The organism is Pseudomonas sp. CC11G, from assembly GCF_056174845.1.
The window spans coordinates 324,261-348,793 of the sequence record NZ_JBWBZC010000005.1; the positions used below are offsets into that span (position 1 = coordinate 324,261).

9 protein-coding genes and 1 pseudogene are annotated in these 24,533 nt (G+C 61.8%); 4 read left to right on the plus strand and 6 right to left on the minus strand.

Annotated elements, in window-relative coordinates:
- Window positions 1-318 precede the first annotated feature (318 nt).
- The gene (locus tag AC0V2S_RS09765) at window positions 319-12,849 is read left to right on the plus strand and encodes a retention module-containing protein (RefSeq protein WP_475509550.1); all 12,531 of its coding nucleotides are present in this window, start codon (window positions 319-321) and stop codon (window positions 12,847-12,849) included.
- 239 nt (window positions 12,850-13,088) lie between these two features.
- A complete protein-coding gene (locus AC0V2S_RS09770) occupies window positions 13,089-14,258 on the plus strand; it encodes an integrase core domain-containing protein (protein ID WP_475508601.1) in 1,170 nt (389 codons plus the stop codon).
- 642 nt (window positions 14,259-14,900) lie between these two features.
- On the opposite strand, the gene lapD is transcribed toward AC0V2S_RS09770, so the two are convergent.
- The 4 genes from lapD to AC0V2S_RS09790 all read right to left on the minus strand — a co-directional run bounded on the left by lapD (window position 14,901) and on the right by AC0V2S_RS09790 (window position 18,713).
- Window positions 14,901-16,847, minus strand: coding sequence for a cyclic di-GMP receptor LapD (gene lapD, locus AC0V2S_RS09775; protein WP_475509551.1), 1,947 nt, complete (start codon window positions 16,845-16,847; stop codon window positions 14,901-14,903).
- 9 nt (window positions 16,848-16,856) lie between these two features.
- Complete coding sequence (gene lapG / locus AC0V2S_RS09780; RefSeq protein ID WP_475509552.1) at window positions 16,857-17,558, minus strand: cysteine protease LapG; 702 nt, start codon at window positions 17,556-17,558, stop codon at window positions 16,857-16,859.
- A gap of 162 nt (window positions 17,559-17,720) precedes the next feature.
- Window positions 17,721-18,116 (minus strand): YbaN family protein, encoded by a 396-nt coding sequence (locus AC0V2S_RS09785; protein WP_475509553.1) that lies wholly within the window; start codon window positions 18,114-18,116, stop codon window positions 17,721-17,723.
- A 9-nt stretch (window positions 18,117-18,125) separates the two neighbouring features.
- The gene (locus AC0V2S_RS09790) at window positions 18,126-18,713 is read right to left on the minus strand and encodes a UPF0149 family protein (RefSeq protein ID WP_475509554.1); all 588 of its coding nucleotides are present in this window, start codon (window positions 18,711-18,713) and stop codon (window positions 18,126-18,128) included.
- A 212-nt stretch (window positions 18,714-18,925) separates the two neighbouring features.
- On the opposite strand from AC0V2S_RS09790, the pseudogene recQ reads away from it, so the two are divergent.
- Both recQ and AC0V2S_RS09800 read left to right on the plus strand, forming a co-directional pair.
- Window positions 18,926-21,060: pseudogene (gene recQ, locus AC0V2S_RS09795) on the plus strand (DNA helicase RecQ).
- Between the two features lie 206 nt (window positions 21,061-21,266).
- Window positions 21,267-22,427, plus strand: a complete 1,161-nt coding sequence (locus tag AC0V2S_RS09800) for a GGDEF domain-containing protein (RefSeq protein ID WP_475509555.1) — start codon at window positions 21,267-21,269, stop codon at window positions 22,425-22,427.
- Between the two features lie 55 nt (window positions 22,428-22,482).
- Here the strand turns inward: AC0V2S_RS09800 and queD are convergent, their stop codons facing one another.
- Together queD and norR are read right to left on the minus strand one after the other, a co-directional pair.
- Window positions 22,483-22,839: a 6-carboxytetrahydropterin synthase QueD gene (queD, locus tag AC0V2S_RS09805; protein WP_110617600.1), complete on the minus strand. Its 357-nt coding sequence runs from the start codon at window positions 22,837-22,839 to the stop codon at window positions 22,483-22,485.
- 113 nt (window positions 22,840-22,952) lie between these two features.
- Window positions 22,953-24,509 (minus strand): nitric oxide reductase transcriptional regulator NorR, encoded by a 1,557-nt coding sequence (gene norR / locus AC0V2S_RS09810; RefSeq protein ID WP_475509556.1) that lies wholly within the window; start codon window positions 24,507-24,509, stop codon window positions 22,953-22,955.
- Window positions 24,510-24,533 lie beyond the last annotated feature (24 nt).

Here is a 24,533-nt window from a genome sequence, read left to right on the forward strand (position 1 = left end):
ATGAATAAACAATCTTATGCAAGATGTGAGAACGAGCACATTGTTTTTGCCTGCAGGTCACGTTTTGCGGGGTCTTTGACCACGGCGGGACTTGTCAAGTATGGCTGATTGCTGATTTAGAGCGTTTGGAACGGGGTGAATTCTGCTGGTAGTTCGAGCAGGCTAGGGCGATATTTTTTTGACGTCATGGCTTTTTGATGTAAATCATCACTGCCTAACTTTCGGCGGGTTCACGGTATTCCTCAGGTTTTGAAAGGCTTTTGGCCCTTTTGAAATAGCGTGTCGACATGGGTCGGCCGCGGTAGTGAGGAAGGAATCATGGCTACGTTGATCGGTGTCGTCAGTAAGGTAATCGGCGAGGTCTTTGCGGTAGCGAGCGATGGATCGCGACGCGCGCTGAGCGAAGGTGACCGGCTTTACGCCGGCGAGCAGTTGGATACGGGCGCGACAGGCGCCGTGGCCGTGGCCTTGACCAACGGCGGTGAACTCACCTTGGGCCGCGACAGCAGCCTGAATCTGGATACCACCTTGCTGGCCGGCCACTCCGATGGCGCCACGCCCGTCCCCGCAGACCCCACTGCGCCCGCGACCCCCAGCCAGCAAGAACTGACCGACGTCGAAAAACTGCAAGCCGCCATCGAGGCGGGCGTCGACCCGACCCAAGAAGGTGAAGCCACTGCTGCAGGCCCAGGTGCCGGCGGTGCGGGTGGCGCGGGCGGCGCCGGTGGCGGTCGCTCCTTTGTGCTGCTGACCGAGGTCGGTGGTGCGGTCGACCCCACGATTGGTTTCCCTACCGAAGGCCTGCAACGCGGCCCAGAATTCCCAGACCCCGAGCCACCTGCCAACCGGGTAGCCGCCGCGGTCGACAACGCCCCTGCTGCTGGCTCCACGGCCATTGCCCTGGACGAAGACGGCGGCCTGCCGGGCAGCATCGAAGGCAGCGCCTACGGTGACGACGTGCTGGGTGTGCCTACCGGCCTCAGCGGCAATCTGGGTTACAACTACGGCCTGGATGGCCCCGGCACTTTTGCCTGGAATGCGGTGGATCTGTCCGCCCTCAGCTCCCACGGCCTGCCACTCATTGCGGTGATCAGCGCTGATGGCCTGACCCTCACTGCCCACCAGGGCAGCGCCGATGGCCCGGTGGTGTTTACCGCCACCAACACCAACCCGCTTACCGGTGAGTACAACTTCCAGCTTGAGCTGCCGTTGGACCACCCGGTAGCCGGCGCCGAAGACACCCTCAACCTGAACCTCGGCTACACCATCACCGATGGCAACGGCACGCCGGCCACCGGCAACCTGGCCGTGAGCGTCAACGACGACAGCCCGGAGCTGGTGAACTTCCAAGGCGAAGGCGAGGGCAATGGCGACCAAGTCAGCGTGCAGGCGTTCCCCCATGTAGGCGGCACCGTGCATGAAGATGCCCTGACCCAAACACCAAAAGGCGAAGGTGACGGCCCCACGCTGCTGGCATTGCCGGCCGAGCCGCCACTGAACGCGCCCTACGAGGGCAACAACGAAGACAGCGATCCGCAAGGTTCCGATAACGACCCAGCGCAAACCGTGCATGCCAGTTTTGAAGCCGGTCCTGGCTCGCTCACCAGCCTGGTGAATTTCGGTGCTGATGGCATCGGCAGTTTCGGCCTGGTCAATACCGCCACCGCCAATACCCTGATGCAGGCCCAAGGCCTGACCTCCGGCGGCGTGGCACTGGAATTCACAGTTACCGTGGCAGGCGATGGCAGCTACACCACGCTTACCGCCAGCGTGCCCGGCTATGACGTATTCACGTTGCAGGTAGGCGCCGACGGTAGCTTCAGCTTTACCCTGCAAGGCCCGCTCGACCACCCGATTGCCGACGGCAATGACGGCGAGCTCTTTGGCGACGGCGAAATTCTCGGCATCGACTTCACCCACCTGCTGACCGCCACCGATTTCGACGGCGACCCGGTGGTGGGTTTTGATACGGCCAATGGGCTGTTCACCATCGACATCGAAGACGATGTGCCAGTGGCCGGAAACGTCACGGCTGCTGTGGTGCTCGACGAAGATGGCCTGAGCGGCGGCATCAACGGCGGCCCTGGCGATGTGCCGGGCGCAGCCACCACCGTGAGCGGCAACCTCGACTACGCCGCCGGCGGCGATGGCCTGAAAAGCGTGGCCCTCACTGGCCCCACCACCCTAGGCGGCGAGACCGTCACGTCCACCTGGGATGCCAGCACCAACACCTTGACCATCAGCTCCGCCCGTGGCGCGCTGATGACCGTGGAACTCACCAATACCGCCACCGGCGCGTATTCCGTGAACCTGCTGCAACCGCTGATGCATGAAACCGCCAACACCGAGGACAACATCACCCTCAATGTCGGCTTCACGGTTACCGATGGCGATAACGACCAAGCCAGCGGCAACCTCACTGTCACCATCAACGACGATAGCCCGACCATCCAGACCGCTGACCTCGGCGGCAGCTCCTTCGTCACCTTCGAAGGCAGCAGCGCCGGCTACAACAACAGCTACGGCTACTACGTCAAAGCCGCCGATGGCACGCCAGTCGACGGTAAGATCATCTGGGCCAACGTACATAACCAGACCGCAGGCGAGACCGCCGATATCAGCGGCGTAGACCCCAGCCACACCGGGTTCTTTATCATCCCCAACGGCGCCAGCAATAACGCGGGCCTGGCCAATGGCGCGGAAGTCACCTTCAGCCAAGTGGGCGGCCTGTGGGTTGCCTCGGTGGGCGGCGTGCCGCTGGTGGGTTCCGATGGTGCCAACGTGCTCTTTAGTGATGCCACGCTCAACCCCGGTGGTTCGCATCTGGCCGACGGTTCCGGGCCTGGCAACCAGGATTGGGAAGACCTCACCAACGGCTCCGACTTCGATTACAACGACGTCAGCACCAATGTCACCTTCGGTTCGGGCCTGCAGTTGCAGGTCGATGAAACCCATCTCGACGTGAATGCCTCAGCCGACTTCAGCGGCGCATTTAACGTGCAGCCGGGTGCCGATGGCCTGCAAAGCCTGACCTACGACTTGGCGCTGGGCACGACCTCCACCACCAGTCTGGTGGATACCGCCACCGGTGAAAGCGTGCTGCTCAGCCTCAACGGCGGGGTGATTGAAGGCCGCACCGACGGTACTGGCGACCTGGTGTTTACTCTGGCTGTCGACGCCACGGGCAAGGTGACCCTCGATCAGATTCGCGCCGTAGTGCATGCCGATGGCAGCAACCCCGACGATGTCGATTTCCTTGGCGTTGGCCACGTCAATCTGGTGGCGACCGCCACCGATAACGACGGCGATACCGCAACCGGCACCCTCGATCTGGGTGGCGTAATCAGCTTCCGTGATGACGGCCCGAGCATCAGCGCCGGCAGCTTCGAAGGGGTGACCCTGGTGGTCGATGAAACCAACCTGGGGGTGGATGCCTCGGGTGATTTCAGCGGCGCCTTTACGTCGAGCTTCGGTGCCGATGGCGCCGGCACCATCACCTACAACCTGAATGTCAGCGCTGCCGGGGCCAACAGTGGCCTGGTGGACACTGCCAGTGGTGATGCGATTGTGCTCTACAAAGAGGGCGGTCTAATCGTCGGCCACGTAGGCAGCCAGGCTGGTGCCGTTTCTTTCACCGTGTCGGTGAATGCTTCCGGCGTGGTCACCCTCGACCAGCAACGCGCCCTGGAACACAGCCCGGATACCGGGCCGAACCAGCCGAGCGGCAGCCTGGTCGCCAACCTCGTTCAGCTCAGCGCCACCATCGTCGACAAGGACGGCGACAGCAGCACCGCCTCGCTCAATATCGGCAGCGCGATCACCTTCAATGACGATGCGCCCGTTATCACCCCCGGCGAAGGCCAGCTGCCGTTCTTGCAAGTGGACGAAACCTTCCTGGCCACCGACAACAGTGCCGATTTTAGTGGCGCGTTTAGCGAAAGTTTTGGGGCCGACGGTCCCGGTGCCATCGTCTACAACCTCAACGTCAGCGCCGCCGGTGCCGACAGCGGCCTGGTGGACACGGCCACGGGCACGGCCATTGTGCTGTTCAAGGAAGGCGGCGAGATTATCGGCCGGGTCGGCGACGCCTCGGGTGCCATCTCCTTCAAGGTCACCGTCGATGCCGGCACCGGCACTGTGACCCTCGACCAGCAACGCGCTATCGAGCACACCCCGGAAGCCGGCCCGAACCAGTCCACCGGCGGTCTGGTGGCCAACCTGATTCAACTGAGTGCCACCATCACCGACAAGGATGGCGACACCAGCACGGCCAGCCTGAATATCGGCGATCACATCAGTTTCCTCGACGATGCGCCGACCATCAGTGTCGGCGAGCGTTCCGTGGGCAGCCTGGTGGTGGATGAAACCAACCTGGGCATCGATGCGCATACCAATTACAGCGTCAACTTCACCGGCAACTACGGTGCCGATGGCGCCGGCAGCACGACCTACACCCTCACGGCGGCACCTGATGGCACCAACAGCGGGCTGAAAGACACCGCCACCGGCAGCGATATTCTGCTGTTCAAAGTGGGCGACGATATTGTCGGCAAGGTAGGCGGGGCCGCTGGCGCTACGTCGTTTGTGGTGTCGATCAACAGCGCCACTGGCGAGGTGACCCTCGACCAGCAACTGGCAATTATCCATAGCCCGGACACCGGGCCGGATCAGGACTCCGGCCTGGCCGCCGACCTGATCAAGGTGACCGCGACCATCACCGACAAAGACGGCGACAGCAGCAGCGCCAGCCTTGATCTGGGCAATGCCATCAGCTTCCACGATGACGCACCAACGGCGGCGCCGAGCACGGCGATTGCGGTGCTCGACGATGAAGGGCTGTCAGGCGGCATCAACGGCGGCCCAGGCGATGTGGCGGGGGCCAACACCAGCACCACTGGCACCCTGAGCTATAACGCCGGCGCCGATGGCCTGCAAAGCATTGCCTTGACCGGCCCGACCACCCTGGGCACGGAAACCGTCAGCTCGGTGTGGAATGCCGGCAGCAATACGCTGACCATCAGTTCCGCCCGTGGCGACCTGATGACCGTGAGTTTGAACCCGGCCACCGGCGCCTACGTGGTGAGCCTGCTGCAGCCCTTGATGCACCCGGACACCACGACCGAAGACAACATCCAGCTCAACCTCGGTTACACCGTCACCGACAAGGATGGCGACGCCGTCTCCAGCACCATTGCGGTGAACATCGACGACGATAGCCCGACCATTCAGGCCTCTGATCTGGGCGGCAGTTCGTTCGTAACCTTCGAAGGCACCAGCGCCGGCTACAGCAATAGCTACGGCTATTACATCAAGGCCGATGACGGCACGCCGGTAGACGGCAAAATCATTTGGGCCAACGTGCACAACCAGAGCGTGGGCGATACCGCCGATATCAGCGGTCTGGACCCGGCCCACACCGGCTTCTTTATCATCCCCAATGGCGCGACCAATAACGCCGGCCTCATCAACGGCGCGACGGTCACCTTCAGCCAGGTGGGCACCGCCTGGGTCGCCTCCGTAGGCGGCGTGCCGCTGGTGGGTTCGGACGGTGCCAACGTGCTGTTCAACGACGCCACCCTCAATCCGGGCGGCTCGCACCTGCAGGACACCGGCAACGCCGGCAACCAGAACTGGGAAGACCTCACTCTGGCGTCTGACTACGACTACAACGACGTGGCCACCAATGTCACCTGGGGCTCGTCGGTGCAATTGCAGGTGGATGAAAGCAACTTCGCGGTTGATGCCCACGCCAGCTTCAGCGGCGTGTTCAACGTGCAGGCCGGCGCCGATGGCCTGGCCAGCCAGACTTACGGGCTAAACGTGACCGGCGCCAATTCGGGCCTGTTGGATACCGCCACCGGGCAGGCGATCCTGCTGTTCAAAGAGGGCAGTGCGGTGGTCGGCCGTGTCGGCGGCGCTGCCGGTGCTGTGTCCTTCACCGTGACCGTGGATGCCAGCGGCACCGTGACGCTCGACCAGAGCCGCAGCATCGTGCATCCAACCCTGGACCCTGACGAAGCTGCCTATCTGGGGGCTGGGCATATCAGCCTGGGTGCCACCGTGGTGGATGGCGACGGCGACTCTGCCACCGCTTCGGTAGACCTCGGCCAGGTGATCAGCTTCAAAGACGACGGCCCCAGTGTGTCCAGCAATGGCGTGGTGCTGCTCGATGACGACGCCCTGGCCCATGGCATTCCTGGCGGAGTGGGTGACGACGCCGACTCGGTCAATGCTGCCGGCACCCTGGCGCATAACTACGGCGCCGATGGCGCAGGTTCGATCCAGTGGCTGACCACGGGTGCGCCTAGCGGCTTCACCTATGAAACCTCGGGCACCAACCTGCTGGTGAAGCAGGGCGGCAGCACGGTGATGACCGTGAGCCTGAACAGCAGCACCGGCGCGTACAACGTGGTGCAGAACGCCCCCATCGATCACGCCAACGCCGACAACGAAAATAACCAGGCCTTTACCTTCAACTACCAGGTCACCGACAAGGACGGCGACAAGGCCAATGGCACGTTGCAGGTGAACGTCGACGACGACACCCCGCTGGCGAAAAACGACGTGGCCCATGTGCAAGTGGCGCAGGACCAGAGCTTCAACACCGTCTTTGTGCTCGACTTCAGCGGCAGCATCAGTGACACCGAGCTGAACCAGATGCTGGTGGCGGTGAAGGCTGCTGCTCAAGCGCTGTTTAACGGCACCAGCGGCGATGTGCATGCGCAGATCGTGGCGTTCTCCGGCAGCGCGTCGGCGTTCCCCAGCGTGGATAATTACGCCGACTTCGCGACCAAGATCGACCAGCTCAACCCGGCCACCGGCGGCACCCGCCCGTATGGCGGCAACACCGACTTCACCGAAGCCGTGCACCGCGTAGTCACTGACTTCACCCCGATTGCCGGGGTCAGCAATCAGGTGTTCTTTATCAGTGACGGCAACCCCACCGAAAACACCGGGCCTGGGGACAGTTCGCTGACCAGCGCCGGGGCGGCCGAGTGGAATGCGTTTGTCGCCAGCCACCACCTCAACGTGACCACCATCGGCATCGGTGACGGCATCGACTCCGCTCACCTGCAACAGGTGGATGTGGATGGCAAGGGCACAGTGATTCTGGTGGACGATTTTGGCGGGCTGATCACCACCCTGGTGGATCAGGTAACCGGCGGCTTCGTGAACGGCAACGTACTCAGCGGCAGCGACGGGGTGGCCGGCAACAGCGACGACGACAGTTATGGCGCCGATGGTGCGGGCCATATCCAGTCCATCGTGGTCAATGGCGTCACCTACAGCTGGGACGGCATCAGTGCCAGCGGCAGCCAGCTGACTAACGTGGCCACCGCGCAGGGCGGCAGCTTCTCGTTCAACTTCAGCAACGGTGCCTGGAGCTACAGCGCGCCCGAATCCGCAGGCGACAAGGTGGAAACTTTCACCTACACCATCGTGGACCATGACGGCGATCCGTCGTCGGCGAGCCTCACGGTGTACGTAGACGACGCCTCGCCGATCGTGGCGCGGGTGGACGAAGACGAGTTGCCTGGCGGTATTACCGACGGCGACAGCGTCAACACCATCGCCACCGGCAGCCTGGCCGACCTTAGCGCTGCCGGCAGCACCGCGCAGTTCAGCCTCAGCAGCAACACCAGTGGCCTCGGCGCGGCTACGTCCCATGGCGTAGCGCTGGTGTACAGCGTGGTAGGCAACACCCTGACGGCCACGGCCGGTGCCGGCGGAGCGCAGGTGTTTACCTTGCAGGTGAACAGCAACGGCGAATACACCTTCACCCTCAAAGGCCCGCTGGACCATCCACTGCACAGTGGCGACGACAACGAACTGCTGACCCTCAACTTCGCCAGCATTGTGCAGGCCACCGACGGCGTTAATCCGCTGCCATTGGCCGGTAATTTCCTGGTGCATATCGAGGACGACATTCCGACCGTCGCGGTCGGCAATGCGACGTCGGCCGCTTTGCAGGTGGACGAAACCAACCTGGCGCTGAACGCCACCCATGACTTCTCCGGTTCATTCACCGGCCAGTACGGCGCTGACGGCGCAGGCACCACCACCTACAGCCTGAATATCAGCAGCAGCGGCGCCAATAGCGGGCTCAAAGACAGCGCCACCGGCAATGACATCCTGCTGTACAAAGAAGGCAGCAGCATCGTCGGCAAGGTCGGCGCCCTGACGGTCTTTACCGTCAGTGTCGATGCCAGCGGTGTGGTCACCCTGGACCAGGACCGCGCCATCTTGCACACCCCCGATAGCGGCGCCGATCAGGCCGCGACCCTGAGTGCCGCGAACCTGGTGCAACTGGTGGCGACCGTGACCGACGGTGACGGCGACAGCAGCAGCGCGAGCCTCAATCTGGGCAACGCCATCAGCTTCAAAGACGACGGCCCGGCCGTTACCAGCAACGCGACCGTGTTGCTCGACGACGACGCGCTGGCCGGCGGCAACGCCAGCGGGATTGGCGATGACGTGGATTCGGCGAATGCCTCCGGCACCCTCGGCCACAGCTTTGGTGCCGATGGCACAGGGTCGGTTTCCTGGCTCACCAACGGCGCACCGAGCGGCTTCACCTATGAAACCTCCGGCACCAACCTGCTGGTAAAACAGGGCGCGACCACGGTATTGACCGTGAACCTCAACAGCGCGACCGGTGCGTACAACGTGGTGCAGAACGCACCCATCGACCATGCCGATGGCAACAGCGAAAACAATCAACCCTTTACCCTGACGTATCAAGTCACCGATAAGGACGGCGACAAGGCCACCGGCAGCCTGAATATCAACGTCGACGATGACACCCCGCTGGCCAAATCCGATCAGGCCGTGGTGCAGGAAGCCCAGGGGCAAAACTTCAACACCGTGTTTGTGCTCGACTTCAGCGGCAGCATCAGTGACACCGAGCTGAACCAGATGCTGGTGGCGGTGAAGGCTGCTGCTCAAGCGCTGTTTAACGGCACCAGCGGCGATGTGCATGCGCAGATCGTGGCGTTCTCCGGCAGCGCGTCGGCGTTCCCCAGCTTTGATAACTACGCCGACTTCGCGACCAAGATCGACCAGCTCAACCCGGCTACCGGCGGCACTCGGCCGTATGGCGGCAACACCGACTTCACCGAGGCGGTGCACCGGGTGGTTACCGACTTCACCCCGCTTGCCGGGGCCAGCAACCAGGTGTTCTTTATCAGTGACGGCAACCCCACCGAAAACACCGGGCCTGGCGGCAACTCGCTGACAACGGCCGGTGCCGCCGAGTGGAATGCATTCGTTAACAGCAACCACCTCACGGTTACCACCATCGGTATCGGTGACGGCATTGATACGGCCCACCTGCAGCAAGTGGATGTCGATGGCAGCGGCTCGCCGATTCTGGTGGCCGACTTCGGCAGCCTGGTGAACACCCTGGTGGCGCAAGTCACGGGTGGCCTGATCACTGGCAATGTGCTGCTGGGCAATGACAACGCCGTGGGCGGTGGCGATGACGACGGCTACGGCGCCGACGGCCCGGGGCATATCCAGTCGATTCAAATCAACGGCATCACCTACGCCTGGGACGGGGTAAACACCATCGACCCAAGCGGCTCGGGCACGAACATCAGTGGCAACTCGCTGAGCAATATCGCCACGGCCGAAGGCGGCAAGCTGTCGTTCAACTTCAGTACCGGCGCCTGGAGCTACATCGCACCCACCACGGTGGTGGGCGACAAGGTGGAAAGCTTTAAATACACCATCATCGACCATGACGGCGATCCATCCTCGGCCACCCTTACGGTCTTCGTGGAAGACTCCGCGCCGGTTATTGCGCGGGTCGACGAAGACGAACTGCCTGGCGGCGTGACCGATGGCGATGCCTTCAACACCGTGGCCACCGGCAACCTCAACGATCTGGTCGTTGGCCCGGCTACCGGCGTGTTCAGCCTGGGCACCAACACCAGCGGTCTGGCGGCGGCGACCTCGCACGGCGTGGCAGTGGTGTACAGCGTGGTGGGCGACACCTTGACCGCCAAGGCCGGCAGCACCGAGGTGTTCACCCTGAAAGTGGAGGCCAGCGGCAATTACACCTTCACCCTCAAGGCGCCACTGGACCACCCACTGGCCAATGGCGACGACACGGAAGCGCTAACCCTCAACTTCGCCAGCCTGTTGCAAGCCAGCGGCGCGGGGGCGGGTAACCCGCTGACCCTGGCCGGCAACTTCCTGGTGCAGATCGAAGACGATGTACCAACGGTGTCGCTGAGCAACGCCACACCAGCGCTGGTGCAAGTGGACGAAAGCAACCTGAGCCTCAACGGCAGCGGCAGCTTCGCCAGCTCCTTCACCAGCCAGTACGGCGCCGATGGCGCGGGCTCCACCAGCTACAGCTTGAAAGTAAGCGGCACAGGTGCCGACAGCGGCCTGAAAGACTCCGCCACCGGTAGCACTATTCTGCTGTACCAGGATGGCAACAACATCGTCGGCAAAGTGGGCAGCAGCAGCGGGGCGGTGTCGTTCACCCTCTCGGTGAATGCCACCACTGGCGAGGTCACGCTCAATCAGGACCGCTCTATTCTGCACCTGCCCAATGCCGGGCCGGATCAGGCGGTTGGCCTCAGTGCTGCCAACCTAGTGCAACTGGTGGCCACCGTGATCGACCACGACGGTGACTCGGCCAGCACCACGCTGAACCTGGGCAACTCCATCAGCTTCCGCGACGATGCGCCAACGGCGGCCAACATCAGCCAGAGCGGCCAGGCGTCCACGGCGCTGAATACCAACCTGATGATCATTCTGGACAACTCCGGGAGCATGGGTGAAAGCGCCGGGGTCGGCACCATGACCCGCATGCAGATCGCGAAAAACGCGCTGCTGGAAGTGTTCGAGCAGTACGACGCGCTGGGTGAGGTGAAGGTGAGTGTGGTGTCGTTCTCGACCACCGCCACCGTGCAGGAAGTGTGGGTGAACATCGCCGACGCGAAGGCCGCCATTCTGGCGCTGCAGCCGACCGATACCACCAACTACGATGACGCGCTGATCAAGGCGATTGCCGCCTATGGCCAGACCGGCAGTGACGGCGGCAAGGTGGCCGGCGCCAATGTGCAGAACGTGGCGTACTTCCTTTCCGACGGTGCGCCGAATGCGCCAACCAATGATTCGGGTATTTCCACAGGCCCCAACAGCTCGGGCAACTGGCCGACCGGGGGCGCCGGGATTTCCGAAGAGCAGGCGTGGATCAACTTCCTCACCGCAAACAACGTGCGGGCGTATGCCTTGGGCATGGGCACCAACGTGAGCCTCACCGAGCTGAACCCGATTGCCTATAACGGAACAGCTGGCGGTGGTAACACCAACGGCACCGTGGTGACGGATCTCAACAACCTGACTCAAGTGCTGGTGAGCACCGCTCAAGCCTCACCACTCAACGGCAACCTCACCACCGGCGGCAGCTTCGGCGCTGACGGCGGTTATGTGCGCTCGCTGACTGTGGATGGCAAAACCTACACCTACGACAAAACCCTCAACAGCGTGACGGCCACCGGCGGCGGCACCTACACCTACAGTGGCGGCATCCTCAGCTTCGGCCTCAGTGCCGGCGGCAGCCTGGCGGTAAATGTGGCGACCGGCGCGTACTCGTACTCCCCACCAAGCATGGTGAGCACGGCGATTGCGGCGAGCATTCTGTTCACCCTGATCGACCTCGATGGCGACACCGCCAGCGCGGCCCTGAACATCGCCATCAGCGCCAGCCAGGCACCGATGGTGGTGCGTGACGACCTGGTGCTGACCAATGCCGATGCCCAGTCCGGCATCGACCACATCAGCATTCCGGCCTGGGCCCTGTTGGCCAATGACACCGGGCCGAGCCACAACCTGTTGTCGATCATCGCCTCGGGCAACGGGGTGGACGGCACCGTCACCCACGACGCCACAGTGCCGGTATTCAACGAAGAAAGCCCCAGTGCCAAAGACGGCGGTAGCTTCACCTACACCGCCTCCATCGATGGCGTGCATGCGTTGGATACCTCGGTGGTAACGATTGATCGCGGGCAAGCCGGTGAAACCACCTTGGAGGGCACATTCCGCGACGAAATTTTGCTCGGTCGCGACGGTGCCAACGACATCCTGCAAGGGCGCGACGGCAACGACATCCTGATAGGCCTGGGTGGCAACGACACCTTGGACGGTGGTAACGGCAACGACATTCTTGCCGGTGGTTCGGGCACCAATATGCTCATCGGCGGCGCCGGGGTGGACACCGCGAGCTACGTCGACGCCCACAGTGCGGTGGTGGCCAACCTCACCACCAACCATGCCGAAACCCCGGGGCTGGCGGTGGGATCTGGCGGGCTGTCGGATAGCTTCAGCAGCATCGAAAACCTGATTGGTTCGGACTACAACGACACCCTGACGGGCGACAACAACAGCAACTACCTCTATGGCGGGGCGGGTAACGACACTATCAACGGTGGCGGCGGGGCTGACTTCCTGGTCGGTGGGCTGGGTGCAGACACCATGACGGGTGGGGCTGGTAAAGACGCCTTCATCTGGGAGAAAGGCGGGTTGGGCGGTGGTACCGATACCATCACCGACTTTGTGGTCGACCATGCCAATGGCGGGGCCAATGCGGATGTGCTGGATCTGTCGCAGTTGCTCTCCGGGGTGACGCAAACCGGCACGGCGTTGGATGACTACCTGAGCTTCAGTTTTGGGGCTAGCACTACGTTGCATATTGCTACGACGGCGGGTGGGCCTGCGGCGCAGGATGTGACGTTGAGTGGGGTGAATTTGGCGACTACTTACGGCAGTACTGATGCGGCTACGGTGATTAACGGGATGATCAGTGATCATGCGTTGAAGACTGATACCGTTTAGACGGTTGTTCCTGACTTGGCCCGTCTTTTGGCGGGCCTTTTTTTGGATAGGTATTGGTCTTCTTTACCGCGTGTGCTGGGAGTTTTTGTTTCGCGCCTTACGCGCGAGCTTCTTTTGGCATTGCCCCAAAAGAAGCCAAAAGGTCTAGCCGGTACGACTCACCCACATAGGTAACAAATCAGTTCAACCACATGGGTAACAGTTTTTAACCTAGTGGGGTCTCCTCAGGAGGGTGCCCCATGCCGTGGCGAGAACTGAAACCTATGGACGAGAAAGTGTTGTTTATTGCTGACTACCTCAGGCAGGTCAGCAGCTTCACTGCGTTGTGCGAGCACTTCGGCATCAGTCGAAAGACCGGCTACAAGTGGGTGGAACGCTACAACCTAGCCGGTATGGAGGGGTTGGCTGAGCAAAGTCGCCGCCGCCGCGAACAGGTGTGCACCCCCTTTGTTATTCGTGAATACATCCTCGATCTGAGGCGCCGATCTGCCGTTGAGCTGGGACCGAAGAAGATCCAGGCACTGGTGGAGCAGCGATACCCTGGGCAGAGTCCTTCCCGGACCACGATCTACACCATCCTTAAGCAGGCGGGGTTGGTCACGCCCCGCCGGCTTCGTAAGCGGGTGCCCAGCTATCCAAAGCCGCTTAAATCCACCAACGAACCTAATGAACTCTGGAGCGCCGACTACAAAGGCCAATTCCTGACTCAGGACGGGAAGTGGTGTTATCCGTTGACGGTGATGGATCACGCCAGCCGCTTTCTGCTGGCTTGCGAAGGCATGTCTGGCACGCGATTGAAGGAAACCCAGTCGGCTTTTGAACACCTGTTTCGCTGCTACGGATTACCTTCGCGCCTGAGAACAGACAACGGAACCCCTTTCGCCAGCGCTGGCAAAACCGGCCTAAGCCAATTGTCCATTTGGTGGTTACGGCTGGGCATCATTCCTGAGCGAATAGCACCTGGTCGCCCCGAACAGAATGGGCGCCACGAACGCATGCATCGCACGTTGAAACGCGCCGTCACTCACCCCTGTTCTGCGCATATGGCAGAGCAGCAAAAGCAGTTCGACCTGTTTCGTCACAACTACAATGAGCAGCGGCCGCACGAAGCGCTAAACCAGAGCACGCCCAAATCGCACTACCAGAGTTCGCCACGCCCATACCCTGAACGGTTGCCGGAGCCGGCCTATCCTGGCTATGTCGAACCACACCGTGCCGACTGCAGCGGAATCATCAATCGGCACGGCATGCGCATCTATGTGGGGCACCTGTTGAAGCACGAGCTAGTTGGGCTGGAGCAAATTGGCGATGATCTTTGGGCCATACATTTCGGCCCGGTAGTGATCGGTAGGCTGGACGAAAGGGAGCAGAAGGATGGATATCTATCCTTGAAAGTGTCACCCATGTGACTGAACACTTTTGTTACCCATGTGGTTGTCTCGTACAAGCCCCCACCTTGGGTTTTCACTGCGTGAAAACTTCCCTCGCTACGTCGCCGCTCCAGGGGCCGGCGAGAAGGGCCATCCATGGCCCTCACGCCTTTCGCGGCTCCCGGCCGCTCAACCCCTTCCACGACGACTCCGCTCGGCCTGCGCTCAAGGGGCGGGCAGATCAAGATCAAAAGCCAGATCAAAGGCCCCTCTCCCCAACCCTCTCCCGCAAGCGGGAGAGGGGGCTGATCGAAGTGTGGTTTTCGCCCTACGTCACCCCTCGCCCGCGTGCGGGAGAGGGGCCGGGGGAGAGGGGCCTTTGATCTTGATCTACCGCTTTTGATTTACCCGCCCCTTTAGCGCCAGGCCGAGCGTAGTCGTTGCGTAAGGGGTCGTAGCGGCCGGGAGCCGCGCAGAGGGATGGGGCCATGGATGGCCCTCAGCCCGGCCCCTGGAGCAGCGACGTAGCGACGGGAGTTTTCACGCAGTGAAAACCCCAGGTGGGGGCAAGCCTTTTTGGTTTCTTTTTCGGCGACTGGAAAAAGAAACTCGCGCGTAAGGCGCGAAACAAAACGCCCAGCACACGCGGTAACGAATAAGACCGCGATATAAAAACTACCTTCATGCAACCCAAGGCGCCGGCGCCCCAATAAGCCGCCCCATAGCCCCCTTGATCCCCAACTCCTTAAGCGCCGTAAGCTCACCCTCGGTCTCAACCATCTCCGCAATCAACGGCAAATCAATGCTATTGGTGGCCCGAAACATCGCCTCAATAAACATCCGTTTATCGCTCTCCAGATCGATAGCCCGAATATACGTGCCATCCACCTTCAGATAAGCCAACCCAAGGTGCGTGAGGTTGCCAATCAAACTGAACCGCCCACCAAAATGCTGCAGCCCAAGATTAAACCCAGCGGCATGCACCGCCTGACTCAACCGCTCCAACTCCGCCGGTGGCGGCAGATGACGCTCGTCCACTTCCAGCGTCATCAACGCGGCATGCGCGGTGTTTTCCTTGAGCAGTGCAATCAACTGCGCCTGCGCTTCGGCCTCACGCAAGGTGGCCGCCGACAGACTCAAGGCAATCGGCTGCTGATGCGCCGCCAAGTGGGCGAGGGCATGTTTCACCATCGCGATATCAAACCGCGCGGTCCAACCCAAGCGTTCGATCCACGGCAGGAAACGCCCGGCGGCAATCGCTTCACCCTGCGGATCGATCAGCCGCGCCAGCACTTTGTGGTGCAGCACGTGGCGGCTGTCGGCGCAGTCCACCACCGGCTGGAAATACAGCTCGAGCTTGCCTTTGTTAAGCGCCTCGTCAATCCAGCCGCGCCAGTCGTTGAGGCTTTGGGTGGGCGCCGAGTTGTAGTCGTCCAGGCGTTCCCAGAACTTGGCGCTGTTGCTTTGCGCCTGCGCCAGGGCCTGGTCGCCGCGGCTGATCACGGCGCTCACTTCCTCGCCCGGGCGGAAGGCGGCAACGCCCAGGTGAGCGACTGGTGTGACGTCGCTGGCGCCGGTCTGGCGCAGGCTTTCCAAACCGTCGATCAGTTGCAGGGCCAGGCGGTCGGCGTCTTCGCCGGAGAGGCCTGGGGCCAATAAGGTGAACTCGCCGCCACGGCTGCGCGAGGCCAGCCAGTCGCTGCGGTCCGGGTGTTCAAGCAGGCGCTTGAGTTGGTCGCCGATGGCGGCGATCAGGGCGTCGGTGCGCTGGCCGCCCAGGCGTTGGTTGAGGCCGCCCAGGTCATTGACCCGCAGCATGATCAGATAACCCTCGGCGTTCTGCTCGTGGGCGCTGAGTTGGTTGACCAGATTGATGTCGAACAACCGGCGGTTGGCCAGGCCCGTGAGGGTGTCCTGGTAGGCTTCTTCGCGCAGTTTTTCGCTGCGCGCGGCCTCTTCGGCAAACAGGGTTTTGAGTTTTTCCACCATCTGGTTCATCGCCAGCACCACCCGTTTCAGTTCCGGGGTGCGCGGCACGCGGGGCAGGGTGAAGAACTCGCGGCGGCTGATGGCATGGGCTTGCTGCACCATGTTGTCCAGCGGCTTGAGTTGGGTGCGCAGCAGCCAGCCGCCGAGAATCGAGCTGACGATCCCGCATAGCAGCAGCCAGGCGGCGCTGCCGACGGCGCTGTCCCAGAGCTTGGCCAGGGCGAATTGCGGATGGCTGAGTACTTCGACGCGGGCGGCCTGGTCCCAGCCGCGCATGATCATGGCGTCGCCGCCTTCGGGTTGCAGGTTGATGAGTTTGACGAACCAGCTCGGCACGTTGTCGACAGTGGTCGTGGTGCGGCGCTCCACCATGGTTTCGTTGTTGTCCACGCGCACCACGCGAATGGTGGCGTAGTAGCCGCTGTCGAAAACGGAACTGACCATCAGCTCGATCATCGCCGGGTCGTCGATATGCGGGGTCATCGACAGCGCCAGGGCGGTGGCAGCGTCCTGGGCGTGGGAGCGCAACTGGCTGAGCAATTGCTCGCGCGAGCTTTCTACGCTGGCGATGAAACTGCCGGTAAAGGCCACCACCAGGAACAGGCAGATGGCGAGAAATAGCTGCTTGAGTAACGACATAAAATTCTCCTAACCCTCACCAACGGCAAAGCCTTCGGCATTCATTTTTTTCAACAAGTCCTGCCAGCGCGAAAGCTTTTTGGTGTCACTACGTTTGCCAGTGGAACCTGGCAGGTACAGACCTTCGGCATTGAAGGAATACACCGGTAATAGATCTTTGCGTTGCGATGCTGGGCGAATATCGCCGATCAGGTTGTCCAGCACCAGCGGCTGCGCCGTGGGGCTGGAGTAGTACGTGAGCACCATGTGCGCCTGGTTGTAGTTCAGCGCTTTAACGTATGTGATGCGCAGTTTTTCGCTGGGAATACCCAGGCGGCGCAAGGTGAAGTATTTGGCGATGGAATAGTCCTCGCAATCGCCGGCGCCTTTGATGAGCGCTTCGAGCGGCGTGGCCCAATAGTCTTCCTGGTGCCAGTTGCGCAGGTCGTCGACAAACCGCAGTTGGCGGTTGAAGAACTTGTTCACCACGGTGAGTTTTTCGTTTTCCGGCAGGTCGCCGCTGGCGTTGATCAGGTCGCTCCAGGCGAGGATCCGTTCCTTGGCTTCACCCAGAGTGCCGTAGCGGGTCTCGGCGGTCTTGATGATGACGGCGAAGTCCCAGTTGGCATACACGCTGGCAATGCCGACCAGCAACGCAAACAAAAACGACAGGCCGACGCGTGCCAGAGGCAGGCGCCTGTGTCGTCCTTGAATGCGCTGCCGAAGCTGCATGTCGCGTCTCCGCCGAGGATGGAGTGATTCTAGGCAGTTGAGGGGGAATTTGCTTTACGGGAAACGAGAATTTTCGTTGGGTGTTGCTGAGCTTTTGTGGCAGAGGCTTTAGCCTCGATGCTCTTGCGTTTCCAGGAATCGAGATTGAAGCCTCCCACAGGTTTAGCGCTGTAACGTCTTCTGCCGCAGAATATAAATCGTCACGCACACCGCACTGGTGAGCATGAACGTGCGCGCCCAGAACATCGGCACCAGGAAGCAGGAAAAACTGATGCTCACCCACATCAAGCCAATGGCGTACACCTTGCCTTTGAGCGGAATGCCGTTGCCGTCCAGGTAGTCGCGAATCCACGGGCCGAGTTTGGGGTGGTTCACCAGCCAGTTGTAAAACCGCTCGGAACTTCGCGCAAAGCACGCCGCCGCCAGCAGCAAAAACGGCGTGGTGGGCAACACCGGCAGAAAAATCCCGACCACGCCCAGCACCACGCTTAGCCAACCGAGAGTCAGCAGCGCGTAGCGAATGGCGGGGTTGCGGTTTTCGTGGACGTGACGCGTCACGCTAAAACCTTAGTGATGACGTGGCTTGAGCAGCGCCGGCTTTTCGTCCGGGGCTTGGCAGAGCAGGAAGAGGGCGGTGAGGGCTTCCGGGATTTGCTCGACCATGTCGTCCATCAGGTCGGCGTCTTTGGCGATATCGGCGAACTCGGCTTCTTCATCGAACAAGCCCGAACCCACCATGATCGGCAGCAGCAGCTCGCTTACTTCTTCTTCGGCAGTTTCGAACCAAGCCGCTTCGCGCATGAACACGCCTTCCATAAAGCCGATGCACCAGCCGCGGATATCGGAATCGTCTGGCTCTTCACCCAGGTCCAGGTCGCACGGCAACTCGAGGTCGTCGTCGGCGGCGAGCATGCGGGCGATATGGGCTTTGAGCTGGATAAGGGTGGCTTCGATTTCGTCGCGCTCGGCGTCATCGCGGTATTGCGGCGCTTCGGAGAACAGGGCATCGATCCATTCGCGCTCCGGAACGTCCACGGTGCAAATCGACAGCGCGGTCAGAAAGCCGTGGGCGGCTACGTAGTCCAGGGCTTCCTCATGCAGCTCATCGGCGTCGAGGAAGGCTTGCAGGCGGGTCAATTGCGCGGCGAAGGACATTACGGCACTACCTAATAGGACTGAATGCGCAGGATTTTAGCCTGTATAGCCTGCGGGCGCGGCGCTCTCGGTTGATTTTTTTTCGCAAAGACGCGCGGCCAGCGGGATTTTTCGCGGGGCAATCACCGATGGGCGTCGTCCCTTGGTGTGGGGCGCTGACGTATACTGCGGCGCTTTTCCGCCTGCACCTTCTGCAACAGCTTGGGGTTTATATGCTCGAACCGGCTCTGCGCATCCTTAAAGACGTCTTTGGCTACGACAGTTTTCGTGGGCGTCAGGGTGCAATCATCGAGCGCGTGGCCAATGGCGGCGACGCCCTGGTATTGATGCCGACCGGTGGCGGTAAGTCGCTGTGCTTCCAGGTGCCGGCCTTGCTGCGCCCCGGTTTGGCCGTGGTGGTTTCGCCGCTGATCGCGTTGATGGAAGACCAGGTCGCCACCCTCGATGAGCTCGGTGTGGCCGCCGTAGCCCTGAACTCTAGCCTGAGCGCCGCCGAGCAACGGCAGATTGCCGACCGTATTCGCCGCAATGAAATCAAACTGCTGTACGTGGCCCCGGAACGCCTGGTGCAGCCGCGCATGCTGGAGTTTCTGCAGGACCTGGATATCGCCCTGTTTGCCATCGACGAAGCGCACTGCGTTTCGCAATGGGGCCACGACTTCCGCCCGGAATACCTGCAACTGGGCCAACTCGCCGAACTGTTCCCCAATGTGCCGCGCATTGCCCTGACCGCCACGGCGGATATGCGCACTCGCGAGGAAATTGTCACGCGCTTGCACCTGCAGGAGGCCGAGCGCTTTCTGTCGAGCTTCGACCGGCCGAATATTTTCTACCGCATCGTGCCCAAAGAGCAGCCGCGTAAGCAGTTGCTGGCGTTCCTCAAGGAGCGCAAAGGCGATGCCGGTATCGTGTACTGCCTGTCGCGCAAGAAGGTTGAAGAAGTCGCCACGTTCCTCAGTGCCGAAGGTTTCCCGGCGCTGCCGTACCACGCCGGGCTGCCGTACGAAGTGCGAGCGGGGAACCAGAAACGCTTCCTCAATGAGGAAGGCCTGATCATGGTCGCGACCATCGCGTTCGGCATGGGTATCGACAAGCCCAACGTACGTTTTGTGGCCCACCTCGATCTGCCCAAATCCCTCGAAGCCTACTACCAGGAAACCGGTCGCGCCGGCCGTGATGGCTTGCCGGCGGATGCCTGGATGGCCTACGGCCTGCAAGACGTGATTACCCTCAAACAGATGCTGCAAGGCTCCGAGGGCGACGAGCGCCACAAGAGGCTGGAGCAACACAAGCTCGACGCCATGTTGGCCCTGTGCGAACAGATTCGCTGCCGCCGCCAAGCGCTGCTGCAGTACTTCGATGAAGAACTGCCCAAGCCGTGCGGGCATTGCGACAACTGTGTCGACAACGTGCAGACCTGGGACGCCACCGAGCCGGCACGTCAGGCGCTCTCGGCAATCTTCCGCAGCGGCCAGCGCTATGGCGTCGGCCATCTGGTGGACGTGCTGCTGGGCAAAGACAACGACAAAGTGCGCAGCAGCGGCCATCAGCATTTGTCCGTATTCGGCATGGGCAAAGCGCTCAGCGAAGGCGAATGGCGTTCGCTGTTCCGCCAACTGGTGGCGCGCGGCCTGGCTGACGTCGACCTGGAAGGCTACGGCGGCCTGCGCCTGACTGAAGCGTGCCGGCCGCTGCTGCGCGGCGAAGTCACTCTGGAACTGCGCCGCGACCTGAAACCGCAACTGGCGGCGAAAAGCTCCAAGTCGGGCGGCAGCTCGGCCAGCCAGTTGGTGCGCGCGGACGAGCGCGACCAGTGGGAAGCCCTGCGTGCGTTGCGGCGCAAACTGGCCGAAGAACATGCGGTGCCGCCGTACGTCATTTTTCCCGATTCCACCTTGCTGGAAATGCTGCGCAGCCAGCCCGGTTCGATGGCCGAGATGGGCGAAGTCAGCGGCGTGGGCGCACGCAAGCTGGAGCGTTATGGTGCGGCCTTCCTCGAAGTGCTCAGCGGCGCGGCGGAGATCGTGCCGGTGGTGGTCGATATCCGTCACGAACTGGTTAGCCTGGCCCGCGCCGGCATGACCCCGCAGCAGATCGCCGGCCAGCTCAAATGCACCGAGAAAACGTGTATAGCCTATTGGCCGAAGCAATTGGTCGCCAGCAGCTATCGTTGGAGCAGGCGCTGGATTTGCCGATGGAATTGCTCGGCGAAATACAGGACGCATTCCTCGATGCCGACGGGGAATTACCTGCGGTTGCCGCCATCGCCGAGCAGTTCGCCGGGCGGGTGTCGGAGGGGGTTCTGTACTGCGTGCGTGCGGCGTTGCAGGCTGAGTTCGAGGTTTAATTCAGATCAAAAGCATCGAGGCTGAAGCCTCTCCCACAGTAGATTTCCGTACCTTGTGGGAGAGGCTTCAGCCTCGATAAATCGTTCAGGCGCCAGAGCAATTCCTTGCGGCATCTATTTGGCGCCAACAAATCGCCGAACTTGTTCCCTGAACTGACTGCAGCTATGGTGTCAAAAAGCCTCCCCACCAAGAGAAGAGGTAACGGGTGCCGCTCCATCACGCCTGGCTGGACGATGTCCGCCCCAATCCTTATGCCGACCAACTGTCTTTAGGTTTCCGCCTGCTGCGCTTCGTGCGGCCGCTGGAAATCGAATACCGCCAGTACATGAGCGAAGACAGTTTCGACCTCAAACGTATCGCGCTGAGCGTGGGCATGGTGCTCTGGCTGGCCTTCGCCGTGCTCGATTTCTCGCTGATTCAGGGCCCGCAATTGTGGTGGATGCAAGGCGTGCGCTTTAGCGTGCTGGCCATGCTGCTGATCTGCGGTTTTCTGGTGGTGCAACGCAAGCATGTGCACCTGCTGGTGCCGCTCAGCCTCACCTGCATCGGGGGCCTCGGTCTGGGCGCGGCGGCGGTGGTGGCCATCGCCCATACGGTCGATACCACTTACCCCTACGAAGGCCTGCTGCTGGTGTGTATGGCGGGTTACTTTCTGGTGGGGCTGCGGTTGTCCGAAGCCATCGCCACCTCGCTGCTGGTGCTGTTGGCGTATGTGTTTTTCGAACTGCTGGCAGGGCTGCCGATTCCGCGGCTGATCAACAACGTGCTGTTTCTGCTGTTCGGCAACCTGATGGGCGCGGTCGGCTGCTACCTGCTGGAATTCAAATCCCGCGAGCATTTTCTGGTTAGCCGCTTGATGCGCGTGCTGGCCGATCACGACAGCCTGACAGGCCTGCACAACCGCCGCAGCTTCAACCGGCAACTGGAACGCTTGTGGCGCCAGGCGCAGCGCGAAAGCCAGTCGCTGGCGTTGCTGCTCTGCGATATCGACCACTTCAAAGCCTACAACGACTGCTACGGCCACCAGGCCGGCGACAATGTGCTGCAGCGGGTCGGTGGTGTGCTGGCCGATGCCGCGCGTCGGCCGTTGGATATGTCGGTGCGCTTGGGCGGTGAAGAGTTTGCCGTGTTGCTCTACGACATCACAGACTCGCAGGCGCGTGAGCGGGCTGAAGCGTTGCGTGAAGCGCTGGAAAAACTGGGCATTCGCCATGAGCGGTCGGACACCGCGGCGATGGTTACCATGTCGGTGGGCGTGGCGTGCATGTTGCCAGCGGAAGAAGGGGCGATGGATCAGCTGTACGAGCGCGCAGATCGGGCGCTGTATGAGGCGAAGGCGTTTGGCAGGAATCAGGTGGTGGCGTGATTTGTCTGAAAAGCACCGTCATCCCCGCGTAGGCGGGAATGACGGAGTAAGAGCTTCAATCCCCGCGGTATTCACACCCGCTGGTGCACGTCTCATGAATCCGTACCCGCGACAGCTCCGGCAATAACGGCTTGAGCTGCTGCCAGATCCACTTGCTCAGCACTTCACTGGTCGGGTTTTCCAGGCCAGGAATGTCGTTCAGGTAGTTGTGGTCCAACTGCTCGTACAACGGCTTGAAGATCGCCTTGATCTCGGAGAAATCACGAATCCAGCCGGTGTACGGGTCGACTTCACCCTCGATATAAATCGCCACCCGGAACGAGTGACCATGCAGGCGCCCGCATTTGTGCCCGGCAGGCACGTGGGGCAGACGGTGTGCGGCTTCGAAGATGAATTCTTTAAACAGTTCCACGACGTAACGCTCTGAAAAGATGGTGATCAAAAAATGGCCGGCGAGTCTATCAGTTCGGCCAACGCATTACCCGTGGCGCGTTTGTCTTGCAGGTCAGAAAACGCCCGGCGGCATCAGGCCTTGAGGTTCAAGCGTTTGGCGAGCCGACTGAGGTTCGCCCGGTCCAACCCCAACTCCCGCGCCGCACTTGCCCAATTGCCTTGATGACGCTCAAGGCAGGCGCCGATCAATTGCCGCTGGTAGTCGTCCAGGTGCTGACGTAAGTCGCCGACGGCGCCTTCCACCTGGGGGATTTCGGCAGCCGTCACGGCCGGCATGGCCTGGCTGTCGGGCAGCGCCAGGTCTACCGCCTGCACACTGAGAATCCGTGGCCGTTCACTGCACGCCGCTAGCGCCTTGAGCGAAGCGCGGCCGATCAGGTGTTCCAGCTCGCGCACGTTGCCCGGCCAGTCGTAGGCGAGCAGGGCGGCCTGGGCATCGCTGCTCAGGCGCAAGCTGCGCAGACCCAGGCGCGGGCGGTTGTCTTCGAGGAAAAATCCGGCCAGCAGTAGTACATCGCGGCCGCGTTCGCGCAGCGACGGCACTCTTAGCGGGTACACGCTCAAGCGGTGATAGAGGTCGGCGCGAAAACGCCCAGCGCGTACCTCTTCGGCCAGGTCGCGGTTGGTGGCGGCCAGCACGCGCACGTTCACGTGGTGCTCCTTGTCCGAGCCCACGCGCTGCAGTTGTCCGCTTTGCAGTACGCGTAGCAGCTTGGCTTGCACCGGCAACGGCAGCTCGCCCAGTTCATCGAGAAACAGCGTGCCGCCGTCGGCCAACTCGAACTTGCCGCGTCGCTCGTTCACCGCCCCGGAAAATGCGCCGCGCACATGACCGAATAGCTCGCTTTCCACCAGGGTTTCCGGCAGTGCGGCGCAGTTGAGGCTGATCATCGGCGCCTTGGCCCGTGGCGACTGGGCGTGGATGGCTTGGGCCACCAGTTCCTTGCCGACCCCGGTTTCGCCGCTGATCAACACGCTGAGTTCGCTGTTGCCGACCAGGGCAATTTCTTCCACCAGGCGTTTATGCGCCGGGCTCTGGCCGATCATTTCCTTGGCTTGCGCTTGCCCGGCAGCCTGTTTGTAGACCTCGGCCAGTTGATGTTGGTCGTGGGCATCGCGGGCCAGGCTGTTGATGCGCTCGCCTGCTTTGACCGTGGCGGCGGCGAGGCTGGAAAAGGCGGCGAGGGTGTTGAGGTCGGCGGGGCTAAAGCAGGCGGCATCCAGCGCGTCGAGGGTGAGAACACCCCACGGGCGCTCGTCGAGGTACAGCGAGCAGCCCATGCAGTCGTGCACTTCGAGGTGACCATGCACGCCGTCGACCAGCCCGTCGTACGGGTCGGGCAGGCCGCTGTCGGAGGCGAAGTGAGTGGGCTCGCGGTTTTCCAGTAGCGCTTTGAGGCGCGGGTGTTCGGCCACTTTAAAGCGTCGGCCGAGGGTGTCGGCGCTCAGGCCGTGTACGGCGAGCGGCACCAGTTGTTCGCCTTCCAGGCGCAGCAACGCGGTGGCATCGCAAGGCAGCAGCTGGCGCAAGGCATCCAGCAGGCGGCGATAGCGCTCGCTTTCGGGCAGCTCGCGGGACAGGTCGGCAACCAAGGGAAGAAAAGCGCTGAGCAGAGCGTTTGCTGTCATTACGACCTTCTAAGAGTCTTTATG